The sequence below is a fragment of the Pseudomonas wuhanensis genome (assembly GCF_030687395.1).
GTDB lineage: Bacteria > Pseudomonadota > Gammaproteobacteria > Pseudomonadales > Pseudomonadaceae > Aquipseudomonas > Aquipseudomonas wuhanensis.
On the sequence record NZ_CP117430.1, the window covers coordinates 1,409,314 to 1,433,092 of the forward strand.

26 protein-coding genes are annotated in these 23,779 nt (G+C 57.8%); 9 read left to right on the forward strand and 17 right to left on the reverse strand.

Going from position 1 to position 23,779, the window contains the following annotated elements; translation table 11 throughout:
• Positions 1–257 precede the first annotated feature (257 nt).
• From PSH88_RS06490 to PSH88_RS06500, 3 genes are all read right to left on the reverse strand, one after another.
• On the reverse strand, positions 258–1,013 hold the full coding sequence (locus tag PSH88_RS06490; protein WP_007898523.1) for a DeoR/GlpR family transcriptional regulator: 756 nt from the start codon (positions 1,011–1,013) through the stop codon (positions 258–260).
• A gap of 83 nt (positions 1,014–1,096) precedes the next feature.
• On the reverse strand, positions 1,097–2,602 hold the full coding sequence (glpK, locus tag PSH88_RS06495) for a glycerol kinase GlpK (RefSeq protein ID WP_305425430.1): 1,506 nt from the start codon (positions 2,600–2,602) through the stop codon (positions 1,097–1,099).
• Positions 2,603–2,678: 76 nt separating this feature from the next.
• Complete coding sequence (locus PSH88_RS06500; protein ID WP_305426952.1) at positions 2,679–3,530, reverse strand: MIP/aquaporin family protein; 852 nt, start codon at positions 3,528–3,530, stop codon at positions 2,679–2,681.
• 371 nt (positions 3,531–3,901) lie between these two features.
• Here PSH88_RS06500 and ybaK point away from each other — a divergent pair, with 371 nt between their 5' ends.
• Both ybaK and PSH88_RS06510 read left to right on the forward strand, forming a co-directional pair.
• The gene (gene ybaK / locus PSH88_RS06505; RefSeq protein WP_305425431.1) at positions 3,902–4,372 is read left to right on the forward strand and encodes a Cys-tRNA(Pro) deacylase; all 471 of its coding nucleotides are present in this window, start codon (positions 3,902–3,904) and stop codon (positions 4,370–4,372) included.
• A 116-nt stretch (positions 4,373–4,488) separates the two neighbouring features.
• Positions 4,489–5,271, forward strand: coding sequence for a PhzF family phenazine biosynthesis protein (locus PSH88_RS06510; protein ID WP_305425433.1), 783 nt, complete (start codon positions 4,489–4,491; stop codon positions 5,269–5,271).
• Positions 5,272–5,395: 124 nt separating this feature from the next.
• On the opposite strand, the gene PSH88_RS06515 is transcribed toward PSH88_RS06510, so the two are convergent.
• Together PSH88_RS06515 and argF are read right to left on the reverse strand one after the other, a co-directional pair.
• A complete protein-coding gene (locus PSH88_RS06515) occupies positions 5,396–6,505 on the reverse strand; it encodes an ABC transporter ATP-binding protein (protein WP_305425434.1) in 1,110 nt (369 codons plus the stop codon).
• Positions 6,502–7,422 (reverse strand): ornithine carbamoyltransferase, encoded by a 921-nt coding sequence (argF, locus tag PSH88_RS06520; RefSeq protein ID WP_305425435.1) that lies wholly within the window; start codon positions 7,420–7,422, stop codon positions 6,502–6,504. Before argF ends, PSH88_RS06515 begins: the two co-directional genes overlap by 4 nt.
• A gap of 405 nt (positions 7,423–7,827) precedes the next feature.
• Between argF and PSH88_RS06525 the strand changes: the two genes are divergently transcribed.
• The 3 genes from PSH88_RS06525 to grxD all read left to right on the forward strand — a co-directional run bounded on the left by PSH88_RS06525 (position 7,828) and on the right by grxD (position 10,800).
• Positions 7,828–8,118 carry a hypothetical protein gene (locus PSH88_RS06525; RefSeq protein WP_008069494.1) on the forward strand — a complete coding sequence of 97 codons (291 nt, stop codon included), beginning with the start codon at positions 7,828–7,830 and terminating at the stop codon, positions 8,116–8,118.
• Positions 8,119–8,252: 134 nt separating this feature from the next.
• Positions 8,253–10,361 carry a molybdopterin oxidoreductase family protein gene (locus tag PSH88_RS06530; RefSeq protein WP_305425436.1) on the forward strand — a complete coding sequence of 703 codons (2,109 nt, stop codon included), beginning with the start codon at positions 8,253–8,255 and terminating at the stop codon, positions 10,359–10,361.
• Between the two features lie 97 nt (positions 10,362–10,458).
• Positions 10,459–10,800 carry a Grx4 family monothiol glutaredoxin gene (gene grxD / locus PSH88_RS06535; RefSeq protein WP_305425437.1) on the forward strand — a complete coding sequence of 114 codons (342 nt, stop codon included), beginning with the start codon at positions 10,459–10,461 and terminating at the stop codon, positions 10,798–10,800.
• Between the two features lie 136 nt (positions 10,801–10,936).
• On the opposite strand, the gene bfr is transcribed toward grxD, so the two are convergent.
• Together bfr and PSH88_RS06545 are read right to left on the reverse strand one after the other, a co-directional pair.
• Positions 10,937–11,410, reverse strand: coding sequence for a bacterioferritin (gene bfr / locus PSH88_RS06540; RefSeq protein ID WP_019581554.1), 474 nt, complete (start codon positions 11,408–11,410; stop codon positions 10,937–10,939).
• Positions 11,411–11,611: 201 nt separating this feature from the next.
• On the reverse strand, positions 11,612–11,830 hold the full coding sequence (locus PSH88_RS06545) for a bacterioferritin-associated ferredoxin (protein ID WP_305425438.1): 219 nt from the start codon (positions 11,828–11,830) through the stop codon (positions 11,612–11,614).
• Positions 11,831–12,142: 312 nt separating this feature from the next.
• Here PSH88_RS06545 and PSH88_RS06550 point away from each other — a divergent pair, with 312 nt between their 5' ends.
• Entirely contained in the window at positions 12,143–12,745 is a 603-nt protein-coding gene (locus tag PSH88_RS06550) for a peroxiredoxin (protein WP_007938920.1), read from the forward strand.
• A 76-nt stretch (positions 12,746–12,821) separates the two neighbouring features.
• Here PSH88_RS06550 and rnt read toward each other — a convergent pair whose 3' ends face one another.
• Together rnt and pyrC are read right to left on the reverse strand one after the other, a co-directional pair.
• Positions 12,822–13,499, reverse strand: a complete 678-nt coding sequence (gene rnt / locus PSH88_RS06555) for a ribonuclease T (RefSeq protein ID WP_007898509.1) — start codon at positions 13,497–13,499, stop codon at positions 12,822–12,824.
• Positions 13,496–14,542: a dihydroorotase gene (pyrC, locus tag PSH88_RS06560; protein WP_305425440.1), complete on the reverse strand. Its 1,047-nt coding sequence runs from the start codon at positions 14,540–14,542 to the stop codon at positions 13,496–13,498. The genes rnt and pyrC overlap by 4 nt, the downstream gene beginning before the upstream one ends.
• A 157-nt stretch (positions 14,543–14,699) precedes the next feature.
• On the opposite strand from pyrC, the gene PSH88_RS06565 reads away from it, so the two are divergent.
• Both PSH88_RS06565 and PSH88_RS06570 read left to right on the forward strand, forming a co-directional pair.
• Positions 14,700–15,608: a flagellar protein MotY gene (locus PSH88_RS06565; RefSeq protein WP_305425441.1), complete on the forward strand. Its 909-nt coding sequence runs from the start codon at positions 14,700–14,702 to the stop codon at positions 15,606–15,608.
• Positions 15,609–15,737: 129 nt separating this feature from the next.
• Positions 15,738–16,955: an argininosuccinate synthase gene (locus PSH88_RS06570; protein ID WP_223489117.1), complete on the forward strand. Its 1,218-nt coding sequence runs from the start codon at positions 15,738–15,740 to the stop codon at positions 16,953–16,955.
• A gap of 142 nt (positions 16,956–17,097) precedes the next feature.
• Here PSH88_RS06570 and PSH88_RS06575 read toward each other — a convergent pair whose 3' ends face one another.
• Positions 17,098–17,712: a hypothetical protein gene (locus PSH88_RS06575; RefSeq protein ID WP_305425442.1), complete on the reverse strand. Its 615-nt coding sequence runs from the start codon at positions 17,710–17,712 to the stop codon at positions 17,098–17,100.
• A gap of 572 nt (positions 17,713–18,284) precedes the next feature.
• Here PSH88_RS06575 and PSH88_RS06580 point away from each other — a divergent pair.
• Positions 18,285–18,911: a response regulator transcription factor gene (locus tag PSH88_RS06580; protein ID WP_008069501.1), complete on the forward strand. Its 627-nt coding sequence runs from the start codon at positions 18,285–18,287 to the stop codon at positions 18,909–18,911.
• 91 nt (positions 18,912–19,002) lie between these two features.
• On the opposite strand, the gene PSH88_RS06585 is transcribed toward PSH88_RS06580, so the two are convergent.
• The 7 genes from PSH88_RS06585 to PSH88_RS06615 all read right to left on the reverse strand — a co-directional run bounded on the left by PSH88_RS06585 (position 19,003) and on the right by PSH88_RS06615 (position 23,698).
• The gene (locus tag PSH88_RS06585; RefSeq protein WP_007898493.1) at positions 19,003–19,182 is read right to left on the reverse strand and encodes a PA3496 family putative envelope integrity protein; all 180 of its coding nucleotides are present in this window, start codon (positions 19,180–19,182) and stop codon (positions 19,003–19,005) included.
• Between the two features lie 108 nt (positions 19,183–19,290).
• Positions 19,291–19,929, reverse strand: coding sequence for an endonuclease III (gene nth / locus PSH88_RS06590; protein ID WP_007938911.1), 639 nt, complete (start codon positions 19,927–19,929; stop codon positions 19,291–19,293).
• A gap of 25 nt (positions 19,930–19,954) precedes the next feature.
• Positions 19,955–20,545 carry an Rnf-Nqr domain containing protein gene (locus PSH88_RS06595; protein WP_305425443.1) on the reverse strand — a complete coding sequence of 197 codons (591 nt, stop codon included), beginning with the start codon at positions 20,543–20,545 and terminating at the stop codon, positions 19,955–19,957.
• Positions 20,538–21,149, reverse strand: coding sequence for an RnfABCDGE type electron transport complex subunit G (locus PSH88_RS06600; RefSeq protein WP_305425444.1), 612 nt, complete (start codon positions 21,147–21,149; stop codon positions 20,538–20,540). The genes PSH88_RS06595 and PSH88_RS06600 overlap by 8 nt, the downstream gene beginning before the upstream one ends.
• Positions 21,146–22,138, reverse strand: a complete 993-nt coding sequence (locus PSH88_RS06605; RefSeq protein ID WP_305425445.1) for an RnfABCDGE type electron transport complex subunit D — start codon at positions 22,136–22,138, stop codon at positions 21,146–21,148. Before PSH88_RS06605 ends, PSH88_RS06600 begins: the two co-directional genes overlap by 4 nt.
• Positions 22,125–23,132 (reverse strand): electron transport complex subunit RsxB, encoded by a 1,008-nt coding sequence (rsxB, locus tag PSH88_RS06610; protein WP_305425446.1) that lies wholly within the window; start codon positions 23,130–23,132, stop codon positions 22,125–22,127. Before rsxB ends, PSH88_RS06605 begins: the two co-directional genes overlap by 14 nt.
• Complete coding sequence (locus tag PSH88_RS06615; RefSeq protein WP_305425447.1) at positions 23,129–23,698, reverse strand: electron transport complex protein RnfA; 570 nt, start codon at positions 23,696–23,698, stop codon at positions 23,129–23,131. The genes rsxB and PSH88_RS06615 overlap by 4 nt, the downstream gene beginning before the upstream one ends.
• Between the last annotated feature and the right edge of the window lie 81 nt (positions 23,699–23,779).

Consider the following 23,779-nt stretch of genomic DNA (forward strand, 5'->3'; position numbering starts at 1 on the left):
CGAACATTAATGTTCATTTGCGAAAATATTAGCCCATAAAGACACGCGCAGCCAGTCAACTTCGATTGAAAATACTGATCGAAGGGCGGTTAAAGGAAAATTTACGAACATTTAGACGCGCGGTAGGGCGCAAGAGGTGTGTTGCGGATGTGGCCGTCATCGCGGGCAAGCCCGCTCCCACAGGTTATGTACAGACCCTGTGGGAGCGGGCTTGCCCGCGATGGCGTCGGTACAGGCGACGAAGATGTGAGGGGAGGTTAAACGACTTCCAGCCGTATCTTGTGCTGGCTCAACAACTGCGCCAAGGCCGGCGAGGGCTGCTGATCGGTGACCAGGCAATCGATCAGGCTGATCGGCCCCAGGCGAATCATGGCGTTGCGCCCGAATTTGCTGGAGTCAGCCGCCAGAATCACTTGTCGGGCGTTGGCGATGATCGCCTGGGACACCCGCACTTCCTGATAATCGAAGTCCAGCAAGCTGCCGTCTTCATCGATGCCGCTGATGCCGACTAGCGCGAAGTCGACCTTGAACTGGTTGATGAAGTCGACACTCGCCTGACCGACCACGCCACCGTCACGCCGTACGTTGCCACCGGTCAGCAGCACGTCGAAATCGTCCTTGGCGCTGAGCATCGAGGCCACATGCAGGTTGTTGGTGATGATCTTCAGGTGGTTGTGGTTGAGCAGTGCCCGAGCGATGGATTCGGTGGTGGTGCCGATGTTGATGAACAGCGAGGCGTGATCGGGAATCTGAGCGGCAATGGCTTCGCCGATACGCTGCTTTTCATCGCGCATCTGATCGGCGCGCATGGCGTAGGCGGTGTTTTCGACGCTGGAGTCGTAGGCTGCGCCGCCATGGTAGCGACGCAACAGATTCACTTCCGCCAGTTGATTGATATCGCGGCGGATGGTTTGCGGTGTAACGACGAACAGCTGAGCCATTTCCTCGATGCTGACATAGCCGCGTTCGCGGACCAGTTCGAGGATTTGCTGCTGACGGGGAGGCAGATTCATGGGGCTTCCTTTGGGCTGCCGTGCAAAATTTGCCCATGATGCCGCAGGAATCTGCTCCCTGCCAGTTAGAACCCGACCTTGGCTTATTCAGCACCCTCGTGCGGTTCCCAATCACGGGTGCGGCTGACGGCTTTTTTCCAGCCGGCGTAGAGTTTTTCCTTCGCGGTTTCGTCCAGCATCGGTTCGAACTCGCGCTCGATCACGGCCTTGCCGCGCAACTCGTCCAGGCTGCCCCAGAAGCCGCAGGCCAGACCCGCCAGGTAAGCGGCGCCCAACGCGGTGGTTTCGCGCATTTTCGGACGCTCGACCTGAGTGCCGAGGATGTCGGCCTGGAACTGCATCAGGAAATTGTTCGCCACTGCGCCGCCGTCTACGCGCAGGGCTTTGAGGCGTTCGCCGGAATCCTGTTGCATGGCGTCCAGGACGTCACGGGTCTGGTAGGCAATCGACTCCAGCGCGGCACGAATGATGTGATCCACGCGTACGCCGCGAGTCAGGCCGAACAGCGCGCCACGGGCATACGGGTCCCAGTACGGAGCACCCAGACCGGTGAAGGCCGGCACCAGGTACACACCGTTGCTGTCCTTGACCTTGTTGGCGAAGTATTCGGTGTCGTGGGCGTCGTTGATGATTTTCAACTCGTCACGCAGCCACTGCACGGTGGAACCACCGTTGAATACCGCGCCTTCCAGCGCATAGGCCACTTCGCCGCGCGGGCCGCAAGCGATGGTGGTGAGCATGCCGTGTTTGGATTTCACCGCTTTGTCGCCGGTGTTCATCAGCAGGAAGCAACCGGTGCCGTAGGTGTTTTTCGCCTGGCCTGGCTCGACGCACATCTGGCCGAAGAGGGCCGCCTGCTGGTCGCCGGCGATACCGCCAATGGCGATGCCGCTTTTGGTGTGGCCGTAGATTTCGGATGAGGACTTAACTTCCGGGAGCATCTCGCGCGGGATGTCGAGGACTTCCAGCATCTTCGCGTCCCACTCCAGCGTATGGATATTGAAGAGCATGGTGCGCGAGGCGTTGGTGTAATCGGTGACGTGCACTTTGCCGCCGGTAAATTTCCAGATCAGCCAGCTATCGATGGTGCCGAACAGCAGTTCACCCTTGCGCGCCCGCTCGCGGCTGCCTTCGACGTTGTCGAGGATCCACTTGAGCTTGGTGCCGGAGAAGTACGGGTCGGTGACCAGGCCAGTGGTGTCGCTGATGTACTGCTCGTGGCCATCGCGCTTGAGCTGTTGGCAGATTTCGGTGCTGCGGCGGCACTGCCAGACGATCGCGTTGTAGATCGGGCGGCCGGTGGTCTTGTCCCAGACCACGGTGGTTTCGCGCTGGTTGGTGATACCGATGGCCGCGACCTGGTCGTGATGCAGGCCGGCTTGAGCCAGGGCCTCGACCATCACGGCGCTTTGGGTGGCGAAGATTTCCATCGGGTCATGTTCGACCCAGCCGGCTTGCGGGTAATGCTGTGCGAATTCGCGTTGGGCGGTGCAGACCACGTTCGCGTCACGGTCGAAAATGATCGCGCGGGAGCTGGTCGTACCCTGATCGAGGGCAATGATGTAGTTCTTATTCTGAATGTCGGTCATGTCGATTGCCTTGGACGAAATAAGGAAGTGAAGTCAGGCGCGGGACCAAAATGGGCAGGATCGCGCGTCAACGGTTTCAAGACGTTCTTGGTTTGCCGTCAATGGCCGGTGCTGCATCCTTTTTAGCAGGTATGGCGCTGGGCAGATGGCGGGCAATCAACCCACGATAAGCTGCAGCACCGAGGCAGGCACCGACAATCGGTGCAAAAATCGGGATCAGGAAGTACGGGATATCGCGCCCGCCAGTGAGGGAAATTTCACCCCAGCCTGTAAAGAAAGTCATTAGTTTAGGACCGAAGTCGCGGGCCGGGTTCATCGCGAAACCGGTCAGCGGGCCCATTGAGCTACCGATCACGGCAATCAGCAGGCCGATCAGCAACGGCGCCAGCGGCCCTTTGGGCAGGCCATTGTTGTCGTCGGTCAACGACATGATCACTCCCATCAGGATGGCGGTGATGATCACTTCAACCAAAAAGGCCTGGGCTGTGGTCAGGGCAGGGTTCGGGAAGGTGGAGAACACCGAAGCCAATTCAAGGCTGGCCTGAGTGCCACGAACCATTTGGTGAGTTTGTTCGAAATCGAAGAAAAGGTTGCTGTACAGCGTGTAAACCAACAAGGCCCCGCAGAAGGCGCCGGCCACCTGGGAGAAGATATAGAAAGGCAGTTTGCGCTTTTCGAAGTCAGCGAAAATGCTCAGCGCGATACTTACGGCAGGATTGAGGTGCGCGCCGGAAACGCCGGCGGTGAGGTAGATCGCCATGCTGACGCCAACCCCCCAAATGATGCTGATTTCCCACAGCCCGAAGCTGGCACCCGCCACCTTGAGCGCGGCAACACAGCCGGTACCGAAAAAGATTAGCAGTGCAGTACCCAGAAACTCGGCCATGCATTGGCTGGAGAGCGACGGTTGTTGTAAAGCAGTTGTCATTGAAAACCTCGTTTTTGTTGTTGTCTGGCGCTTTTTCATCAAGGTCAAAGCGCGATTTTCACCGAGGCAAGGATCCCCATCCTGTGCCCGGCTTACTGCTGGGTGCTGCGGTGAGACATTCGTACAGTATTCAGATTCGAAAAAATATAGACAAGAAACGCTGCTGTCAAAGGTCGAAAGTGAACTGTCGGTCACATTTCAACTATTAGTCACGTGAATGACCGCATCGTTCATCAGGCAGGCCGACCGTGGACGAACGGCACAGAAGCCCGGCCAAGCTTTTGAAATGGCGTTGTAATAGAGCCTTTTATCGATCAATGACCTAGAATCTTGCGCAGTATTTTTCTTCTGCCGCCAAGCTTGGAGCTGCCATGACCCCCGCATTGGATTTGTTGAAAAAAGTTCGTGCCGAACATCGCGTGCACAGTTACGAACATGATCCGAAGGCAGCGTCCTATGGCCTGGAGGCCGCGGAGAAACTGGGGTTGGACCCGGCCCAGGTGTTCAAGACCTTGCTGGCGGCCAGCGAAAAGGGAGAATTGTTGGTGGCGGTGGTGCCGGTCGTCGGAAGTCTGGACTTGAAGGCGCTGGCGCAGGCCGCTGGCGTGAAAAAAGTCGAAATGGCCGACCCCGCGGCTGCACAGCGATCGACAGGCTATCTGTTAGGCGGCATCAGCCCGCTCGGACAGAAGAAGCGCCTGCGTACCTTTATCGATCATTCGGCTCAGCCTTTTTCCAGCATCTTTGTCAGCGCCGGACGGCGTGGTCTGGAAGTTGAGCTGGCGCCCGCCGTGTTGGCCGAATACACCCAGGCGAAGTTCGCCGATATCGGTCGCGCGTGAGCAGAAGGCCTCGGGCGTTCAGCCCGGCGCTGTATGGTGGAAATTGATTCGTTCTGTCACTGGTGAAGGGCTCCTCGTGGCTTCATGCTCGTCGACCTGAAAAAGGGAGAAGTGGCATGCAGCTAGAGTTTCATCAAGTCGACGCGTTCAGTGATCGGCCGTTCAGTGGCAACCCGGCGATGGTGTATCGGCTCGATACCTGGCTCGACGATGAGTTGATGCAAAAAATCGCCGCCGAACACAACCTCGCCGAAACCGCATTTCTGGTGCGTGAGGATGCCGTCTGGCACATCCGCTGGTTTACCCCGACCACCGAAGTCCCGTTATGCGGCCATGCGACCCTGGCCAGTGCCTTTGTCCTGTTTGAAATCTATAAAGAGCCGGTCGAGCGGCTGGACTTCATCTGCAAGTCCGGCCCGCTGAGTGTCAGTCGTGAGGGCAAGCGCTTGTGGCTGGATTTCCCGGCCATCGCGCCGACAGAAGTGGGCGTGACCCTGGAGGTCGAGCGCGCCTTGGGTGTGAAAGCAGTCGATGTGTTGGGTTCGAAAGAATTGTTCGTGGTACTGGAGTCCGAGCAAGCCGTGCTCGATTGTCAGCCGGACATGGTTGCGCTGGCAAAACTGCCGTGGCCGGGCGCCATTGTGACGGCCAAGGGCAACAAGCATGATTTTGTATCGCGGTACTTTGCGCCAGCAATCGGCATCAACGAAGACCCGGTGACCGGTTCAACCCATTGCAGCCTGATTCCGTACTGGTCGCAACGCTTGAGCAAGTCGAGTCTGACGGCTTATCAGTGTTCGGCACGGGGCGGGGAGTTGTTTTGCCAGCTGGAAGGTGATCGGGTGAGTATTGGCGGGAATGCGACGCTGGTCGCAAGCGGCAAGTTATTGCTCGGATGATTTTTTGTAGGAGCGAGCGGTGCGGCGATCCGACTTGCCCGCGAAGGCGTAGTGTCAGTCGATATCATCATTGACTGACATGACGCCTTCGCGGGCAAGCCTCGCTCCTACACAGATTGGGGTGTCAGCTAGAGGAGCTGTACCGCCGAACACCGGATTCGATCACCGGAATCTGCGCCGCCGTGCTGCCGGACGCCTGGAACAACACCAGGTGTTCAGCCGCCACCCGAATGCCTACTTCAGCACCGACCAGATGATCGGCATGGCTCGGGAAAATCGACTCCAACTGCGCGCCCGTAGGCAACTGCAAGCGGTACAGGGTCGATGCCCCCTGGAAGCTCTTGCCAACAATCTGCGTCCTCAGTGGGCTGTCCGGCGCATAGACGATATCGTCCGGACGCAACAATACGTCCACGGCGCCACCGATCGGCCAGGTGTAGGCACGATTACCGCGCAATTCCCCCAACTCGGTCTGCACCGACTCCGGGCTGCTCAACTGACCGCGAATGAAGTAACCCTGGCCAATGAAACTGGCCACATACGGCGTCAGCGGTTCGTGATAGAGGTTGTAGGGCGTATCCCACTGTTCAAGGCGACCTTCCTTGAAAACGCCGACATGGTCGCTGACTGCGAAGGCTTCTTCCTGATCGTGGGTCACCAGGATCGCACTGGTGCCGCGAGCCTTGAGAATGTCGCGTACCTCATGACTGAGCTTGCGTCGTAGTTCACCGTCGAGGTTGGAGAACGGTTCATCGAGCAACAGCAATTGCGGTTCCGGCGCCAGGGCGCGGGCGAGGGCGACACGTTGCTGCTGGCCGCCGGACAGCTCATGGGGGAAGCGTTTGCCGAGGTTTTTCAGGTTGACCAGTTCGAGCAATTCTTCGGTGATGCGATCCTTTTGCGGGTGCTTGCGGATCCCGAAAGCGATGTTCTCGGCCACGCTCAAATGCGGAAACAGTGCGTAATCCTGGAACACCATGCCGATCCGGCGCTTCTCCGGGGCGAGGGTGAAGCCAGCGCTGGAGATGGTCTCGCCCGCCAGCTGGATTTCACCTTCGTGCACCGGTTCAAAACCGGCAATCGCCCGCAGGGTGGTGGTTTTACCGCAGCCCGAAGACCCCAGCAGACAACCGATATCGCCGGCGTTCAAATGCAGGTTGAGGTTCTGCACGACCCGCTGGTTTTGGTAACCGCAAGCCAGGTTGCGCAGGTTCAGCAGTAAGGGCGGGCTCATGCGTGGTGATACGCCGGCTCGACGAGAAACTCGAGCAGCGCCTTTTGTGCGTGAAGACGGTTTTCGGCTTGATCCCAGGCCACCGAGCGCGAGTCGTCGAGCAGGTCGAGACTGATTTCCTCGCCACGGTGGGCCGGCAGGCAATGCATGAACAGGACGTCCGGCGCGGCCAGGTCGAGCAGGGCACGGTTGACCTGGAAGGGGGCGAACAATTTCAGGCGCTTGGCGGTTTCCTCTTCCTGGCCCATAGAGGTCCAGACGTCGGTGCTCACCAGATGTGCGCCGCTTACGGCTTCCTGCGGATCGCGGACGATGGTCACCCGATCGCCGGCTTTAGCCACGAACTCAGGGTTGGGTTCGTAACCTTCCGGGCAGGCGATGCGCAACTGGAAGTCGAACTGGATCGCCGCTTCTATATAGCTGTTGCACATGTTGTTGCCATCACCGATCCAGGCCACGGTCTTGCCTTGAATCGAACCGCGGTGTTCGAGGAAGGTTTGCATGTCGGCCAGCAACTGGCATGGGTGCAGGTCGTCGGACAGGCCGTTGATCACCGGCACACGGGAGTTGGCGGCGAATTCGGTCAGGGTGCTGTGGGCAAAGGTACGGATCATCACCGCATCGAGCATGCTCGACATGACGATGGCGCAGTCGCCGATCGGCTCGCCGCGACCCAGTTGGGTATCGCGCGGCGACAGGAAGATCGCCTGGCCACCGAGCTGGATCATGCCGGCTTCAAACGAGATACGGGTGCGGGTCGAGGACTTCTCGAAGATCATCCCCAGGACGCGGTTCTTCAATGGCTCGAACAGTACGCCGCGGTTACGCAGGTCCTTGAGCTCAACGCCTCGACGGATCACGCTGACCAGCTCTTCGGGCGTGCAATCCATCAGGGAGAGAAAGTGCCTTGCGCTCATCATTGACTACCTTTTTGCAACAGACCGCAGATACTCAAAGCCTTGTTTAACTGAAAAACGGGCGAGACCTGCGGCGTAAGCCGCACGGGGCGACGAAATAGGGGGAGGCGCGATATTGACATTAAATGTCGCGTTTTTCCAATGGGCTACGGTGTTTAGGGGATTTCAGAGGGGCTACGGGTGACCGCAATAGCGCTTTTGAAGCCTGTTTCCTGACAGCAGCTAACCATTTGTACACTGGGCTCGCCGGGCTTGGCAATCAAACAGGGCGCGGGCGACACGCTGACGGTCGGTTTTTGACCTGTCATTCGGGCCTCTAGCGGGCAATGTGTGTTGTCCGAAACATTTGCTAAAGCAAAGTGCTGGGTTATAACTAGGTCACGAGCGACGCAGGAAGCCCTTGGAATGGAATCGAAAGAACAACTGTTGATGGAGCTACTCGGCCTTACGGCACGCTCCCTGACTCACCTCACCGCTTCCATGACCTCGATGTCTTTCGAGCTGTTGCGCAGTGAAGACGAAGTCACGAAGGCGGCTGGCCGGCGCATGATCGACCGCATGGCCACCATCAGCGCCGGGCTCGACGAGCATTGGCGACTGATCGGCGAGCTCACCGGCGTGCATGTTGCCCATGAGCAGATCGAAACCATCGAGGAGATTCAGTTGCAGGCGCCGCCGAGTCTACCGTCGAACTGATCCCTTGCGGCCATCGGCTGGCCTGATGGTCGCCAATTCACAAGACGAACGTCGCTGGCAAAGGGGCGAATCGCGCGCCATAGTTTTGTTCCCGCGGCCGATATTACCCGCCCAGAACAAAACAGAGACTGGCCATGACCAAGACTCTCCATCACCGTGCGTGCCACTTGTGTGAAGCCATCTGCGGCCTGACCATCGAAACCTCCGAGGTCGAAGGCAGCGGCGTACAGATCACCTCGATCAAGGGTGACCCCCAAGACACCTTCAGCCGCGGGCATATCTGCCCCAAAGCGGTAGCCCTGCAAGACATTCAGAACGATCCGGATCGCCTGCGTCAGCCGATGCTGCGAGTAGGCAGCGAATGGCAGCCTATCGAGTGGGAAGATGCTTTCAGCCTTGTGGCCGACCGCCTGGCGGCGATTCAGGAGCGTCACGGGCAGAACGCGGTGGCGGTCTATCAGGGCAACCCCAGCGTGCATAACTATGGGTTGATGACCCACAGCAATTATTTTCTCGGACTGCTGAAAACCCGTAACCGGTTTTCCGCGACATCGGTCGATCAGTTGCCCCATCACCTGAGCAGTCACTTGATGTACGGCCACGGCTTGCTGTTGCCGATCCCGGACATCGATCACACCGATTTCATGCTGATCCTGGGCGGCAATCCACTGGCCTCCAACGGCAGCATCATGACCGTGCCGGATGTAGAGAAGCGCCTCAAGGCGATTCAGGCGCGGGGCGGCAAAGTGGTGGTGGTCGATCCGCGTCGCAGCGAAACGGCGGCGATTGCCGATCAGCATTTGTTCGTGCGCCCCGGTGGCGATGCGGCGCTGTTGTTCGGGCTGCTCAATACCTTGTTTACTGAAGGCTTGGCCAGCGACAGTCATTTACCGGTCGACGGCCTGGATGAAGTGCGTGGGGAGATCGCAGGTTTCACCGCCGAGGCCATGAGCCCGTTGTGCGCAGTGCCCGCCGAGCAGATCCGCCAACTGGCGCGCGACTTCGCGGCAGCGCCGACCGCGGTCTGCTATGGCCGCATGGGCGTTTCGACCCAGGCTTTCGGCACCCTGTGCCATTGGCTGGTGCAACTGATCAATCTGGTCACGGGCAACCTCGACCGGGTGGGCGGTGCGTTGTGCACCGAGCCTGCGGTGGATCTGGTGGCATCGACCTCGGGCGGGCATTTCAACCGGTGGCAGAGCCGGGTGTCCGGACGTCCAGAATACGCTGGAGAACTGCCGGTGTCGGCGCTGGCCGAAGAGATGCTCACCGAAGGGGAAGGGCAGGTCCGCGCGCTGATCACCGTGGCGGGTAATCCGGTGCTGTCCACGCCCAATGGCCGACAACTGGAGCAGGCACTGGACGGATTGGAGTTCATGGTCAGCGTCGACCTGTACATCAATGAAACCACGCGTTATGCCGACCTGATCCTGCCGTCGACTTCGGCGTTGGAAAACGATCATTACGACACCACGTTCAACATGTTCGCGGTGCGCAACGTCACCCGCTTCAACCGGGCGATCCTGGCCAAGCCCGAAGGCGCGCTGCATGACTGGGAAATTTTCGTGGGGCTGGCCAAAGCCTTTGCGGCCAAGACCGGCAAGGAGCTGAAACCAACTATCGCGCCAGCGCAGATGATCGACCGAGGGCTGCGGATGGGCCTGTATGGCGACGCTTCGGAACACAAACTGTCGCTGGCGACCTTGTTCGATCATCCTCACGGTATCGATCTCGGGGCGCTCAAACCCAACCTGGCACCACGCCTGAAAACCGCCAATCAACGAGTCCAGGCGGCGCCTGTCGAGATCCTCGCCGACCTGGCGCGCTTCGCGGCACTACAAGCACCGGCTGCCGATGAGTTGCTGATGATCGGCCGCCGTCATGTGCGCAGCAACAACTCATGGATGCACAACTATCACCGTCTGGTGAAGGGCAAACCGCGGCATCAACTGCTGATGAACCCGGACGATTTGGCCAGCCGCGGGCTCAGCGATGGGCAGCGGGTGCGCGTCAGTTCGCGGGTCGGCGTGATCGAGGTTGAAGTGGTCGCCAGCCTGGATATGATGAAAGGTGTGGTCAGCCTTCCTCACGGTTGGGGTCATGCGCGACCGGGTGTGCAGATGTCGATTGCCAGTAGCCAGCCAGGCTCCAGCGCCAATGACCTGACTGACGAATGTCAGCTCGATGAGTTGTCGGGCAATGCGGCGTTGAATGGCGTGCCGGTGACCGTGGCGGCGGCGTGAACATGTCTGTCGGGGAGGCCGAGCATGGCGCTCGGGTTTCCGTTACAATGCGCCACCGTGCCGACCACTGAGTCGGAAAGTTCAGCCGAGGTGCTCCATGGATATCATCGAAACGATTAAAGAGCAGATTGCCAACAACACCATTCTGCTTTACATGAAAGGCTCGCCGAATGCCCCGCAGTGTGGGTTCTCCGCGAAAGCCGCTCAGGCTGTAATGGCCTGTGGCGAAAAGTTTGCCTATGTGGATATCCTGCAGAACCCGGAAATCCGCGCCAACCTGCCTAAGTACGCTAACTGGCCAACCTTCCCGCAACTGTGGGTCGGCGGTGAGTTGGTCGGCGGTAGCGACATCATGACTGAAATGTCTGCTGACGGTTCGTTGCAGGCACTGATCAAAGACGCAGCAGCAAAAGCCGCAGCGAACAAGACCGAAGCCTGATTCGCTGTGTGTGGGAGCGAGCAAGCCCGCTCCCACATTTGTTCCAGGGTGAGCCTGAAATTCGGTCATTAAAAAAGCCCCGCCTCTGTAAAAGAGAGCGGGGCTTTTTATTGCGTCGGGGTTAGCGGCGCAGAACTTACTCTTCGCCCATCTGCGACTGCAGATAGTTCTCAAGACCGACTTTATCGATCAGGCCCAGTTGGGTTTCCAGCCAATCGATATGTTCTTCTTCGGATTCAAGAATGTCTTCGAGCAGCTCACGGCTACCGAAGTCGCCGACGGTTTCGCAATGAGCGATAGCGACTTTCAGATCGGCATGGCCGTCGCGTTCGATCTTCAAGTCACACTCAAGCATTTCCTTGGTGTGCTCGCCGATGTGCAGCTTGCCCAGGTCCTGGACGTTCGGCAGGCCTTCAAGGAACAGGATGCGCTTGATCAGCTTGTCAGCGTGCTTCATCTCGTCGATGGATTCGTGGTACTCGTGCTTGCCTAGCTTGTTCAGGCCCCAATCTTCATACATGCGCGCATGCAGGAAGTACTGATTGATCGCGACCAGCTCATTGCCAAGGATTTTGTTGAGATGCTGGATGACTGTAACGTCGCCTTTCATGGTCGGAGTCCTGCCCTGTATTAGCTGTATATAAGGCAGAGTTTGAGCCGCGTAATTAATAGTGTCAAACCTAAGTTATTGAAACTTAAATGAAAATTAATCGGAATAAGAATGTTTGTGTTCCGCGTCTAGGCCCTAAGCGATTGATTTTCAGACATAAAAAAACCGGACATCAAGTCCGGTTCTTCGAAATATGGGTAGTTATGCGGCGGTAAATTCTGCGGGGTAGGGAATCGCCGCCTGGGCTGATTGCAGCTTGCCCAGTGTTTCGCGCACCACTTCCTTGGCCAGGCAAGCGCATTTACCACATTGGCCGGCTACGCCGGTAGCCAGACGGACTTCCTTGTAGCTGCAGCAACCTTCATAGATTGCATCGCGGATTTGACCGTCGGTGACGCCAGTGCAGAGGCAGACATACATAAGTGAGAACCGTCGCTGGTTGTGACTCAATTGCGATGGATCTTAATGTTAACGAGAATGATTGTCAAAGTGGTTTCTGAAAGCTTTTCGTCATAAAGGCTTGTGACTGACGAACGGCCTTCACAGCTGCCATGAAAAAAATATAACAGCGGCCTTTTTACCTTCAAGAAAAAACCGTTGAGGACAGGCGAAAAACGCGGTGTATGATGGTCGGCCTTTTGCGAAGGAGGTTCGTGTCACAGGGCTGTCGCCTGAGGGTGACAGGCTGGCATGAACTCTGTTCTTCAACGTTATTACACCAGGAGATATCCAATGAGCGTACTCGTAGGCAAACAAGCCCCTGACTTCACCGTACCGGCCGTACTCGGCAATGGCGAAATCGTAGACAGCTTCACCCTGTCCTCGGCCATCAAAGGCAAATACGGCCTGGTGTTCTTCTACCCACTGGACTTCACCTTCGTTTGCCCGTCCGAGCTGATTGCTCTGGACAACCGCATGGCTGACTTCAAGGCACGCAATGTTGAAGTGGTCGCCGTTTCGATCGACTCGCACTTCACCCACAACGCATGGCGTAACACCCCGGTGAACAATGGCGGTATCGGCCAGGTTCGTTACACCATGGCTGCTGACATCAAGCAGGAAATCATGAAGGCTTACGACGTTCAGTCCGCTGACGGCGTGGCGTTCCGTGGTGCGTTCCTGATCGACGACAAAGGCGTTGTCCGCTCGCAGATCATCAACGACCTGCCGCTGGGCCGTAACATGGAAGAACTGATCCGTCTGGTTGACGCTCTGCAATTCCACGAAGAGCACGGCGAAGTTTGCCCGGCCAACTGGAAAAAAGGCGACAAAGGCATGAACGCTTCGCCAGAAGGCGTTGCAGCGTACCTGACCGAGCACGCTGCTGCGCTGTAAGCCAGGCGTCCGGCCATAAAAAACCGGCCTCACTGAGGCCGGTTTTTTTATGGGCGGGATAAACCGGCGACAGGCATCAGTCGTTGTAGTCTTCCCAGCCGCCCATTTGTTTCCAGCGATTGACGATGCCGCAGAACAGGTCAGCCGTCTTCTCGGTGTCGTAGCGGGCCGAGTGGGCCTCGCGACCGTCGAAGTCGATATCGGCTGCCTGGCAGGCCTTGGCCAATACGGTTTGACCGTAGGCCAGGCCGGCGAGGGTCGCCGTGTCGAAGCTGGAAAACGGATGAAACGGGTTGCGTTTCATGTCCAGGCGCGCGACAGCGGCGTTGAGGAAACCCAGGTCGAAGCTGCTGTTGTGTCCGACCAGAATCGCCCGTTTGCAACCGTTGGCCTTCAGAGCCTTGCGCACACCGCGGAAGATATCGGTCAGGGCCGCTTCTTCACTCACGGCCATGCGCAATGGGTGATCGAGCTTGATCCCAGTGAATTCCAGGGCTGCCGCTTCGATGTTCGCGCCTTCGAAAGGCTCGACCCGGAAGAAATAGGTGTGCTCAGGGTACACAAAGCCTTTTTCATCCATGCCGATCACGGTGGCGGCGATTTCCAGCAGGGCATCGGTGGCCGAGTTGAAGCCACCGGTTTCTACGTCGACAACGACCGGCAGGTAACCACGGAACCTGGCTGCCATTGGATGGCGGGAACCGCCTCCGCCGCCATTACCGTCCTGTTCGTCGTCGAAATGGTCTTCACTCACGCGTGTTCCTCCAGCAGGCGCCAGCGCAGTTTTTCACCGGCGCGCAGCGGGATTACGGTCAGCTCGCCAAACGGCAGGCTGGTTGGGGCGGTCCACTCGTCGCGGACCAGGGTGATGCGATCGGTGTTCACCGGCAGGCCGTAGAAACGCGGACCGTTGAGGCTGGCGAAGGCTTCGAGCTTGTCCAGCGCGTTGCGCTGTTCAAAGGCTTCGGCATACATCTCGATCGCGGCATAAGCGGTGTAGCAACCGGCACAGCCGCAAGCTGCTTCCTTGGCGTGCTGGGCATGGGGTGCCGAGTCGGTGCCGAGGAAGAACTTGTCGCTGCCGCTGGTAGCGGCGTCGAGCAGGGCTTCCTGGTGGGTATTGCGCTTGAGGATCGGCAGGCAATAGAAGTGCGGCCGAATCCCGCCCACCAGCATGTGGTTGCGGTTGTACAGCAGGTGATGCGCGGTGATGGTTGCACCGACATTGGCCGAAGCCTCGTTGACGAACTGCACGGCATCGGCGGTAGTGATGTGTTCAAACACCACTTTGAGGGTCGGGAAGCGCTCGACCACTCGACGCATGTGCTCATCGATGAAGATTTTTTCACGATCGAAAACGTCGACATCGCCACGGGTGACTTCACCGTGAACCAACAAGGGCATCCCGACTTCGGCCATGGCCTCGAGCGCGGGGAAAATCTTGTCGATGCTGGTGACGCCAGAATCCGAGTTGGTGGTCGCGCCGGCCGGGTACAGCTTGGCGGCGTGAACGAAACCGCTGGCCTTGGCTTCAAGAATTTCTTCGGGCTGGGTGCGGTCGGTCAGGTACAGCACCATCAGCGGTTCGAAACGGCTGCCGGCCGGACGCGCGGCGAGAATCCGCTGGCGATAGCCATTGGCTTCAGCAGCGTTGCGCACTGGCGGTACCAGGTTGGGCATGATGATGGCGCGACCAAAGGTGCGCGCGACATCCGCGACGGTATTGGGCAACACAGCACCATCGCGAAGATGAATATGCCAGTCGTCGGGACGCAGCAGGGTCAGGCGGTCGGACATGAGGGGATTCCAGGCGGGTCAAACTCAGGGGAATGCTACCGGAAAAGACTCTTGCAGGCACTCGCTATCAAGTTTTGCGGCAAGCTTCCGATATCCAACAGGTATGCCGTAAATATGTGTGTCGGTCTTTTTGTTGCAGAAGCCAGTGGAGCCTCCCGTGCGCCAGCGTTATTTAGCCTTGCTCAGTGTGTTTGCCAGCCTTCCTGCGATGGCGCTCACTTTTCAGACCCCTCTGGAGAGCATCGAGTGGACGGTCGAAGGCGACAAGTTCGAATGCCGCCTGACTCAACCCATCACCGATTTCGGCTCGGGTGAGTTCGTGCGTCGTGCCGGCGAGCAGGCGACATTTCGCTTGAAGGCTTACAACTCGATGATCGGTGGCGGTTCCGCGACCTTGCTGGCGGCCGCTGCACCATGGCAGCCGGGGCGTGGCGACATCAACCTGGGCTCGGTGCGAATCGGCAGTGGCAACGTGCTGTTCAACAGCTCGCAAGTTCAGGCCGGGCGCCTGATCAGCGGGTTGATGGATGGCCGCAGCCCGGTCGTTCGACACTCCTCAGGTGACGGCCGGGTGTCTGAAGTCCGTCTGCTGCCAGTCAAATTCAGCAAGGCCTACAGTGACTATCAGGGTTGCGTGGCCAAGTTGCTGCCGCAGAATTTCGAGCAGGTGAAGCAATCCGAAGTCGGCTTTCCGGGGGAAGGCATCGATCTCGACGCCCAAGCCAAGGCCCATTTGCAGGTCATGCTGGAATTCATGAAAGCCGATCCGACGGTCAACCATATTGAACTCGACGGCCATTCCGACAACAGCGGCAACCGCTTGACCAACCGTGAGCTGTCACGACGCAGGGCGCTGGCCGTGATGGACTTCTTCAAGGCCCACGGTATCCAGGAATCGCAGATCACCCTGCGTTTTCACGGTGAGCGCTATCCTCTGGCGCCGAACAACAATGCCGCCAATCGGGCGAAGAACCGTCGGGTTGCCGTACGCCTCGAACGGGTAGCGCCGACCGAGACACCGGCGCCTCAAGCCACCGCTTCCGCGGGCAGCGCGAAGGCCTCCTGAAGCTGCTGAAATCGTCGCTCGCTCGACATAATCTGTCGCTTCGTCGTCATAAGCTGTCGCGCCTCTGTAAATTATTCTGCATGGGCGGTAGACTTGACGGCTTTCCGTAGAACCCCGTGGAGTGATGGCATGGCGGACGTAAACAAGGTCGTTCTGGCGTATTCCGGCGGCCTGGACACTTCGGTGATCCTCAAGTGGCTGCAGGATACTTATAACTGTGAAGTAGTGACCTTCACCGCTGACCTGGGTCAGGGCGAAGAGGTCGAACCGGCCCGCGCCAAGGCACAGGCCATGGGCGTAAAAGAAATCTACATCGACGATCTGCGCGAAGAATTCGTGCGCGATTTCGTGTTCCCGATGTTCCGCGCCAACACCGTTTACGAAGGCGAGTACCTGCTGGGTACTTCCATCGCTCGTCCGTTGATCGCCAAGCGCCTGATCGAAATTGCCAACGAAACCGGCGCTGACGCCATTTCCCACGGCGCGACCGGCAAGGGCAACGACCAGGTTCGTTTCGAACTGGGCGCCTACGCCTTGAAGCCAGGTGTGAAAGTGATCGCTCCATGGCGCGAATGGGACCTGCTGTCCCGCGAGAAGCTGATGGATTACGCCGAGAAGCACGCGATCCCGATCGAGCGTCACGGCAAGAAAAAATCCCCGTACTCGATGGATGCCAACCTGCTGCACATCTCCTATGAAGGCGGCGTGCTGGAAGACACCTGGACCGAGCACGAAGAAGACATGTGGCGCTGGACCGTCTCCCCGGAGAAGGCTCCTGACAAAGCGCAATACCTGGAACTGACCTACCGCAACGGCGACATTGTGGCACTGGACGGCGTCGAAATGACCCCGGCCACCGTGCTGGCGACCTTGAACCGTATCGGTGGCGAACACGGTATCGGCCGTCTGGACATCGTCGAAAACCGCTACGTCGGCATGAAGTCCCGTGGCTGCTACGAAACCCCGGGCGGCACCATCATGCTGCGCGCTCACCGTGCGATCGAATCGATCACCCTGGACCGCGAAGTGGCTCACCTCAAAGACGAGCTGATGCCTAAATACGCCAGCTTGATCTACACCGGTTACTGGTGGAGCCCTGAGCGTCTGATGCTGCAACAGATGATCGACGCTTCCCAGGCCCACGTGAACGGCGTAGTGCGCCTGAAGCTGTACAAGGGCAACGTGATCGTCACTGGCCGCAAGTCCGACGAGTCGTTGTTCGACGCCAACATCGCGACCTTCGAGGAAGATGGCGGCGCCTACAACCAGGCCGATGCGGCGGGCTTCATCAAGCTCAACGCCTTGCGCATGCGCATCGCGGCGAACAAAGGCCGGAAGCTTTTTTGAGACCTTTGAGTCGGTAATGGATTTGTGGCCTCATTGATGAGGCCACAAATCTGAAAGAGGGATACCCTGTCGTACACTGCGTGTTCAGCTTTTCTTCTTGTCTGTGTTAATTCCTTTCTTCGCTTCTTTCCCCGATGGCTCTTCAAGAGCTGGCTGCTGTGTGCCTGTAAAGATTTTGACCAATCATCGTCAGACCGTGTGAATTCAAATTGTAAGCAATGCAGAACGTTGCGCCGTTGCGTTTCCTGGTGTGTTTTGAAAGCTGGAACGCACTTTCCTTCAGCTGCGTCTCCGATTCGGCACAGGTGAGAAATACGATCACCTGCGCAGGATTTTCCTGTGCTTGCTGAATTTTCTCCATCAAGGCGTTGAATGCCATTTTATTGTTCATCCAGCGTGCATCAATGATATGCAGGTCTTTTAAGTGCTCGGGCAGGCGTACATGGTGCTGGGTCGAGCTTTCTGGTGGTATCCAGGAAGGGTCGTTTCCTGACCGGTTAGCGTTCTCCATGACTTTCATGAAGTGCTTCCCTTTCTCGAAGTCAGAGGGCGCGTAAAGCGATCGATAGTTGAAGTTGAGTGTGACGAAAAAAAGAAAAAGTAAATAAAAGGGAAAGCTAATCAGGAACCAGACATAGAGTTCTCTTTCCTTGTTGTCGAGAAAGGGGAGGGATACAGCGGCCGATGTTTCAGATAATACTGCAAATATTGCAATGATTGTCATGGGGTTGGTGATTCTTTTTTTGAGTTTTATCATGTCTTCTGCTCATGGAGATATTATTTCTTCTCGATTTGTTTGTGGGGTGGATCTCGGGGCTGTGTTTAATGAGTGACTTTTTTCTGTTGTTATTTTGGGCTCCTTTTTTTTGCTGAGTAATAGGGGGCGTTATAGTAGCTGTATTGTTATTGGTTCAGGTATGGCTGTTTATTTGTTTTAAAATTATATGGGTTTATTTTGTGGGTGAAATGTTGCTGTATATGAGCTTTCATAAGTCGCTCGATTCCAGTTGTGCAGGGATTGGAAAATGCTCGTTACTTTTAAGGGTAGCTCAATAGTTGAAGTCTGTCGGATTACTAGTATCAAACCCCGTTCTTGTGTTTTTTTGGTTTAAAGTCGATACAAAAAAACTGTCGAAGTGCCGAGCGCCGTTCGGCTAGTGGCAATCCCATGACTCATGTTACGCAATGATTTTTTGTAGGAATAATCCGTGTTGTTTGTAGGCTATGTCTCTCGCTGCGAGTGGCTGGGGGTAACGGCATGCCATGGGTGAAACGACTAGGCTATGGTGCGGGCTCTAAAAATTCGAACAGCGAAAATTGGACTTGCCCATGAATAAAGTGCTGATCGTGGATGATCACCCCGTCATTCGTCTCGCGGTACGTATGCTAATGGAACGTCATGGCTACGAAGTCATTGCAGAAACAGATAATGGTGTGGACGCATTGCAACTCGCTCGTGATCTTATGCCGGACATTGTTATATTGGATATTGGAATACCGAAACTGGATGGGTTGGAAGTTATCGCGCGCCTGACATCGACGGCGATGCCTCTTAAAGTGCTGATATTGACATCCCAGGCGCCAGGACATTTTTCCATGCGTTGCATGCAGTCGGGGGCCGCCGGATATGTTTGCAAACAACAGGATCTCACTGAGTTGCTCAGTGCAATAAAAGCCGTGCTATCAGGTTATAGCTACTTTCCTAATCAGGCTCTGCATACCGTGCGCTCCAGTCTGGGGAACGCCAGTGAAGCTGATATGGTGGATCGTTTGTCCGGGCGAGAGATGATGGTCCTGCAACAGTTGGCCCGAGGAAAGACAAACAAGGAAATCGCCGATGGAATGTTCCTCAGCAATAAAACAGTCAGTACTTACAAGACTCGTCTTCTTTTAAAACTCAATGCTCGCTCACTGGTCGACCTGATCGAATTGGCCCAGCGCAATGGCCTGGTATGAAGTTGCCAGCGTTTGACGAGGCGCGATGAACGGGCGTTTATCAGGGGTCGGCACTTAGTAAAAAGCCTCCGTTTCGGGAGGCTTTTAAGTGTCACAAGTCAAAATCGTAATCGGCCAATTGCTTCTGCAGTCGGCGCTCCTCCAGCAGATTGTCGATGGTGCGGCGTTTGCTCAGATTGGTCTTCGCCACTTCCACTACCGGCTCTGCGTCATCGGCCTCAACGGGGGTGAAGTCGTCTTCTACGTCCAATTGCTCTTTGCCAGTGCTCATAAGGTTAACTCCAGGCTAAGGCTGCCCTTTGGCGCTCCTTATATCGACAATTTCCCGGCGGGTAAAAAAGATTTTTTCAATCGGTCGATCAATAAAACTAATAGCGCCTCAATCGTCCGAGGTCTTTTGCTTGTATTCGCACAAATCCTCGATCCGGCAGCTGCCACAACGCGGCTTGCGGGCCAGGCAAACGTAGCGCCCGTGGAGAATCAGCCAGTGATGAGCGTCGAGCAGATATTCCTTCGGCACGAATTTCATCAGTTTTTGCTCCACCTCCACCACATTCTTGCCAGGAGCGATGCCGGTACGGTTGCTGACCCGGAAAATGTGAGTGTCCACGGCCATGGTCAACTGACGAAAGGCGGTATTGAGCACCACGTTGGCGGTCTTGCGACCGACGCCGGGCAATGCCTCCAGTGCCTCGCGGGTCTGCGGTACTTCACCGCCATGGCGCTCCACCAGCAAACGACAGGTTTCGATCACGTTTTTCGCTTTACTGTTGAACAGGCCAATGGTCTTGATGTACTCCGACAGCCCTTCGACGCCCAAGGCATGGATCGCCGCCGGCGTATTGGCCACCGGGAACAGTTTGGCGGTGGCCTTGTTCACGCCGACATCGGTCGACTGCGCCGAGAGAATCACGGCGATCAGCAATTCGAACGGGGAGGAGTAGGCCAGTTCGGTTTTCGGCTCAGGGTTGTCTTCGTGAAACCTGCGGAAAATTTCAAGACGTTTTGCGGCATTCATGGGCGATGCGTTTCCTCGAAGGCGGTCAATGTGGGGCAGCCGGGCGGTGGGTCCAGGCTTGATGTGCGGCGATCAGCAGTCCCAGTAGAATAAACCCGCCAGGTGCCAGCGTGGCCAGATGCAGGCCACCGTCGGCGATCAGCGTCCAGCCTTGCCAGTCCGGTTGCGTGGCACCGGCCATCCAGGACAGATGGCTACCGAGTGCTCCGTTGCCGATGAACTCGCGCAGCAGGCCCAAGCCCACCATCAAGGCGCCGAACAGGCCGCACAGACGCAATCGATCACGCCATGCGCTCTGGAAAAAACCGTTATGTTCCAGCACAACGCATTGCAAGGCGATCAATCCTGCGTAGAAGCCCAGATGCTGGTGCCATTGGAGCGACCAGGCTTGCGTGGCGAGTTCCGCGCAACTGGTCAGCGTGGCAGCCAGCAGCAGGCATGCCAGCAAATGTGTGGCCGGAATCAGTCGCGAACGCAAGACGCCCATGCTCGCACCGTAAGCACTGAGTACCAGAGCAAACATCAGCCACAGGCCCAAAGCCGTTACCAACGAATCAGTGACGCCGATCAACGGCGTTAGCATCAGCGAGTTCTGCAGGGTCGATGACTTATTCATGGGCGCTGCTCCCGATCAGCGGTTGCCGGTGTTCATCGAAGTAGCGCAATGCGTCATGGGTAGCATTGATCACCGCTCTTGAGGTGATGGTCGCGCCAGCGATCTGATCGAATTGCCCTTGGTCCTTTTTCAAGGCCCAGCCATTGTCATTGGGGGCGGTTAGAGACTTGCCGGTAAACACCTGAAGCCAGGCATTGGGCCAATCGGCGAGCTTGCCGCCCAGCCCCGGGGTTTCCGATTGCCTGAGAGTTTTGACCCCCACTAACTTGCCTTGGGGGTCGATAGCGATCAGCAATTCAATGGAGCCGGCGTAGCCCAGAGTCTGGCTGCGCAGCAACACGGCGCTCGGTTGGCCGGCCTTGGACGCCAGGTAGCCACCCAACAGTGTGCTGTTGGCCAGTCGAGTGCTTTCGAGACTGAGAGGGTGTTCCAGTGGTTGGTTGTCGTAGCTGCCGGGCGGTAGCAGATCCAGTAACTGGCGGCTGTCGATCAGGCGTTGTTCAGCGGTAATGCGCGCGGCGCTGGTGTGCTGCACGAGGTACGTCGCGCCCATCCCCAGGCTTGCCAGCACTAGCAGGATCACAACGCTCGTCGCTCGGTTCATGGGGCAACCTGCTCCTCTCTGGACGCGGCAAACCGTTCCAGCGCCGGTACACAGAGATTCATCAGCAAAACCGCAAAGGCCACGCCGTCCGGATACCCGCCCCACGTCCGAATCAGGTAAGTCAGTAACCCCACGCCTGCGCCGAACAGTAATCGGGCAGTGGGGCTTTTTGCGCCGGATATCGGTTCCGTCACGATGAAGAAGGCACCGAGCATGCTCGCGCCAGTGAGCAGGTGAAACAGTGGCGAGCCATTAGAGTCGGAGCCCGTACCGTTCCAGCACAACAGGCTGATGATGAACAGACTGGCGAGCATGCCGACCGGCGCATGCCAACTGAATACCCGCCGTTGCAGCAGAAACGCCCCGCCTGCCAGAAACGCCAGGTTGACCCATTCCACGCCTCGGCCGCCAAAACGGCCGAATGCCGGATTGCCGGCGAACAGTTCTTCCATGGTCAGGCTTTTGTTGATTCGCAGACTGTCCAGCGCCGTGGCCTGGGCCCATGCATCGGGTGCCTGACCGAAGCTGAAGCCGAACACCTGTTGCAGCCCACCGAACAAATCCATGCCATGGGACGCCGGCCAATGGGTCATTGGCTGGGGATACATCACCAGGACCAGTGCGAAACCGAGCATCGCCGGATTGAACGGATTCTTGCCGATGCCGCCATACAGATGCTTGCCGAAAAACAGTCCAAACGCCGCAGCACTGACCGTCAGCCACCACGGACAATAAGGCGGCAAGGCCAGTGCCAACAGCGTCGCACTGACCAGCGCACTGCCATCGCTCAGCGTCGGTTTTACCGGTTGCTTGCGCAGCTGCAACACCGCCGCCTCAACGGCCAGTGCGGTGGCAGCCGCCAGAATCAGGTTGATCAACACGCCCCAGCCGTACAGCCAGAACAACATCAGCATCCCTGGCACGGTGGCCAGCAATACCAGCTTCATGGCCTGCTGAAGGCGTTCGTCCACCGATTCAAGGGGTGACATAGGCATCCACCTGACGCTCGGCTTCGCTGAGCGCATGTTGCAACGCTTCGATCTGTTCGGCCGGCGCCTCGCTTGCTTGTGCTTTTTTGAGTTCGGCGCGGCGCATGGCCAACTGGATCTTCGCTCGTTTCAGCTCGGCATCTTTTGCCGGGGCAGGTGCCGCAGAGACCGGTAGTGCGCTGCTCTCCAGTTGCGCCAGTGCCTGTTCGGCGGCGTCGAACTGCTGTTGCAGTACGATCAGTTGCGATTGCTGCTCGAAGGTTGGTGGATGCCCGAAGGCCTTGAGCGATTTGTTCAGCTGCGCCCGACTCATCGCCAGATCGACCTTGGCCTTTTTCAACGCGGCATCGGCGTTGGCAGCCTTCTGTGCGCGGACGCGCTCGAGTGCAGCCTGAACCGGGTCGAGCGTCACTTCGCTGGGCTGCATGGCGCGTTGGACACGGGCCTGGCGTTCGGCGAGTTTCTGTTCCTCTTCGCGATGCAAACGGGCATTGCGCTGTTCGAAACGGCGTCGCGCGTGATTGCGCTTGGCGGCCCGGGCTTGTTGTTCCTCCAGGCTGAACGCCAGCCCGCCGATAATCGGCAGCACCGTGGCCAGCGGTAACGGATGCATCTCGATGCAATCCACCGGGCAGGGCGCCACGCAGAGGTCGCATCCGGTGCATTCGTCGACGATGACCGTGTGCATGAATTTCGCCGCGCCGACAATGGCGTCGACCGGGCAGGCCTGGATGCACTTGGTGCAGCCGATGCATTCGGCTTCGCGGATGTAAGCGATCTGCGCCGGCGCCGAACCGCGACTGACGTCCAGTTCCAGCACCGGCACTTTCAGCAGGTCGGCCAGGGCTGCGATGGTTTCGCTGCCGCCCGGTGGGCACTTGTTGATCGGCTCGCCGCTGGCGATGCCTTCGGCGTAGGGTTTGCATCCGGGGTGGCCACACTTGCCGCATTGGGTCTGCGGCAAGAGGGCGTCGATGCGTTGAATCAGACTCATGTTTTGATCAGCCCGCTGAATCCGAGAAAAACCACCGCGATCAATCCGGCGCCGATCAACTCGATCGGCAGGCCACGAAAGGGCAGGGGGATATCGTTATCGAGTGTGCGCTGGCGCAAGTCGCTGAACAGACTCAGTACCAGCCAGAAACCCAGCCCGGCGCCAAGGCTCAGGGCTATGGCGTGGAAAATGCCCTTGTCGTCTTGAGCGTTGAGCAACGTCAGCCCAAGCACCCCGGCATTCCCCAGCAGCAGGGGCCAGAGGCCATCGAATGAAAGCTTCGCCAATAAACGTGAAAGCAGCTTTTGCAGGGGGCCGATCAGCAGAACGCTCAACGGCAGGAACACGAACAGACGCAGCGACGTCAGCCCCAACGGCACCAGTAGCCAGTGGTAGAGCGCATAGCCGAGTGTTCCGACGATCAACATCAGGCACGTTGTCGCGATGCCCAGCGCGTGGATCTGTGGCCGCTCGCTGCCCAGCACCGGATCGACGCCCAGCGGCCAGTGCAACACGAGGTTGTTGATCAGGGCAGCGCTGATAAGCGTAAGAAGCAGTTCGGTCATGATCGTGCCGGCAAAAGGAGGCCTGTCTAACAAGGTTAGGCATTATCCGGCAAGGAAGGAGGGTGGGCCAGACATGAAAAT

Bases quoted from the DNA above. Each gene is read 5' to 3' on its own strand.
- PSH88_RS06490 (WP_007898523.1), bottom strand. From the start codon at position 1,013: ATGAATCTGCCTCCCCGTCAGCAGCAAATCCTCGAACTGGTCCGCGAA.
- grxD (WP_305425437.1), top strand. From the start codon at position 10,459: ATGGATATCATCGAAACGATTAAAGAGCAGATTGCCAACAACACCATT.
- PSH88_RS06570 (WP_223489117.1), top strand. From the start codon at position 15,738: ATGGCGGACGTAAACAAGGTCGTTCTGGCGTATTCCGGCGGCCTGGAC.
- PSH88_RS06605 (WP_305425445.1), bottom strand. From the start codon at position 22,138: ATGTCACCCCTTGAATCGGTGGACGAACGCCTTCAGCAGGCCATGAAG.
- PSH88_RS06615 (WP_305425447.1), bottom strand. From the start codon at position 23,698: ATGACCGAACTGCTTCTTACGCTTATCAGCGCTGCCCTGATCAACAAC.
- PSH88_RS06580 (WP_008069501.1), top strand. From the start codon at position 18,285: ATGAATAAAGTGCTGATCGTGGATGATCACCCCGTCATTCGTCTCGCG.
- rsxB (WP_305425446.1), bottom strand. From the start codon at position 23,132: ATGAGTCTGATTCAACGCATCGACGCCCTCTTGCCGCAGACCCAATGC.
- PSH88_RS06530 (WP_305425436.1), top strand. From the start codon at position 8,253: ATGACCAAGACTCTCCATCACCGTGCGTGCCACTTGTGTGAAGCCATC.
- PSH88_RS06500 (WP_305426952.1), bottom strand. From the start codon at position 3,530: ATGACAACTGCTTTACAACAACCGTCGCTCTCCAGCCAATGCATGGCC.
- bfr (WP_019581554.1), bottom strand. From the start codon at position 11,410: ATGAAAGGCGACGTTACAGTCATCCAGCATCTCAACAAAATCCTTGGC.
- nth (WP_007938911.1), bottom strand. From the start codon at position 19,929: ATGAATGCCGCAAAACGTCTTGAAATTTTCCGCAGGTTTCACGAAGAC.
- argF (WP_305425435.1), bottom strand. From the start codon at position 7,422: ATGAGCGCAAGGCACTTTCTCTCCCTGATGGATTGCACGCCCGAAGAG.
- PSH88_RS06515 (WP_305425434.1), bottom strand. From the start codon at position 6,505: ATGAGCCCGCCCTTACTGCTGAACCTGCGCAACCTGGCTTGCGGTTAC.
- PSH88_RS06550 (WP_007938920.1), top strand. From the start codon at position 12,143: ATGAGCGTACTCGTAGGCAAACAAGCCCCTGACTTCACCGTACCGGCC.
- PSH88_RS06595 (WP_305425443.1), bottom strand. From the start codon at position 20,545: ATGAATAAGTCATCGACCCTGCAGAACTCGCTGATGCTAACGCCGTTG.
- PSH88_RS06585 (WP_007898493.1), bottom strand. From the start codon at position 19,182: ATGAGCACTGGCAAAGAGCAATTGGACGTAGAAGACGACTTCACCCCC.
- PSH88_RS06600 (WP_305425444.1), bottom strand. From the start codon at position 21,149: ATGAACCGAGCGACGAGCGTTGTGATCCTGCTAGTGCTGGCAAGCCTG.
- PSH88_RS06510 (WP_305425433.1), top strand. From the start codon at position 4,489: ATGCAGCTAGAGTTTCATCAAGTCGACGCGTTCAGTGATCGGCCGTTC.
- pyrC (WP_305425440.1), bottom strand. From the start codon at position 14,542: ATGTCCGACCGCCTGACCCTGCTGCGTCCCGACGACTGGCATATTCAT.
- ybaK (WP_305425431.1), top strand. From the start codon at position 3,902: ATGACCCCCGCATTGGATTTGTTGAAAAAAGTTCGTGCCGAACATCGC.
- PSH88_RS06545 (WP_305425438.1), bottom strand. From the start codon at position 11,830: ATGTATGTCTGCCTCTGCACTGGCGTCACCGACGGTCAAATCCGCGAT.
- PSH88_RS06525 (WP_008069494.1), top strand. From the start codon at position 7,828: ATGGAATCGAAAGAACAACTGTTGATGGAGCTACTCGGCCTTACGGCA.
- glpK (WP_305425430.1), bottom strand. From the start codon at position 2,602: ATGACCGACATTCAGAATAAGAACTACATCATTGCCCTCGATCAGGGT.
- PSH88_RS06575 (WP_305425442.1), bottom strand. From the start codon at position 17,712: ATGATAAAACTCAAAAAAAGAATCACCAACCCCATGACAATCATTGCA.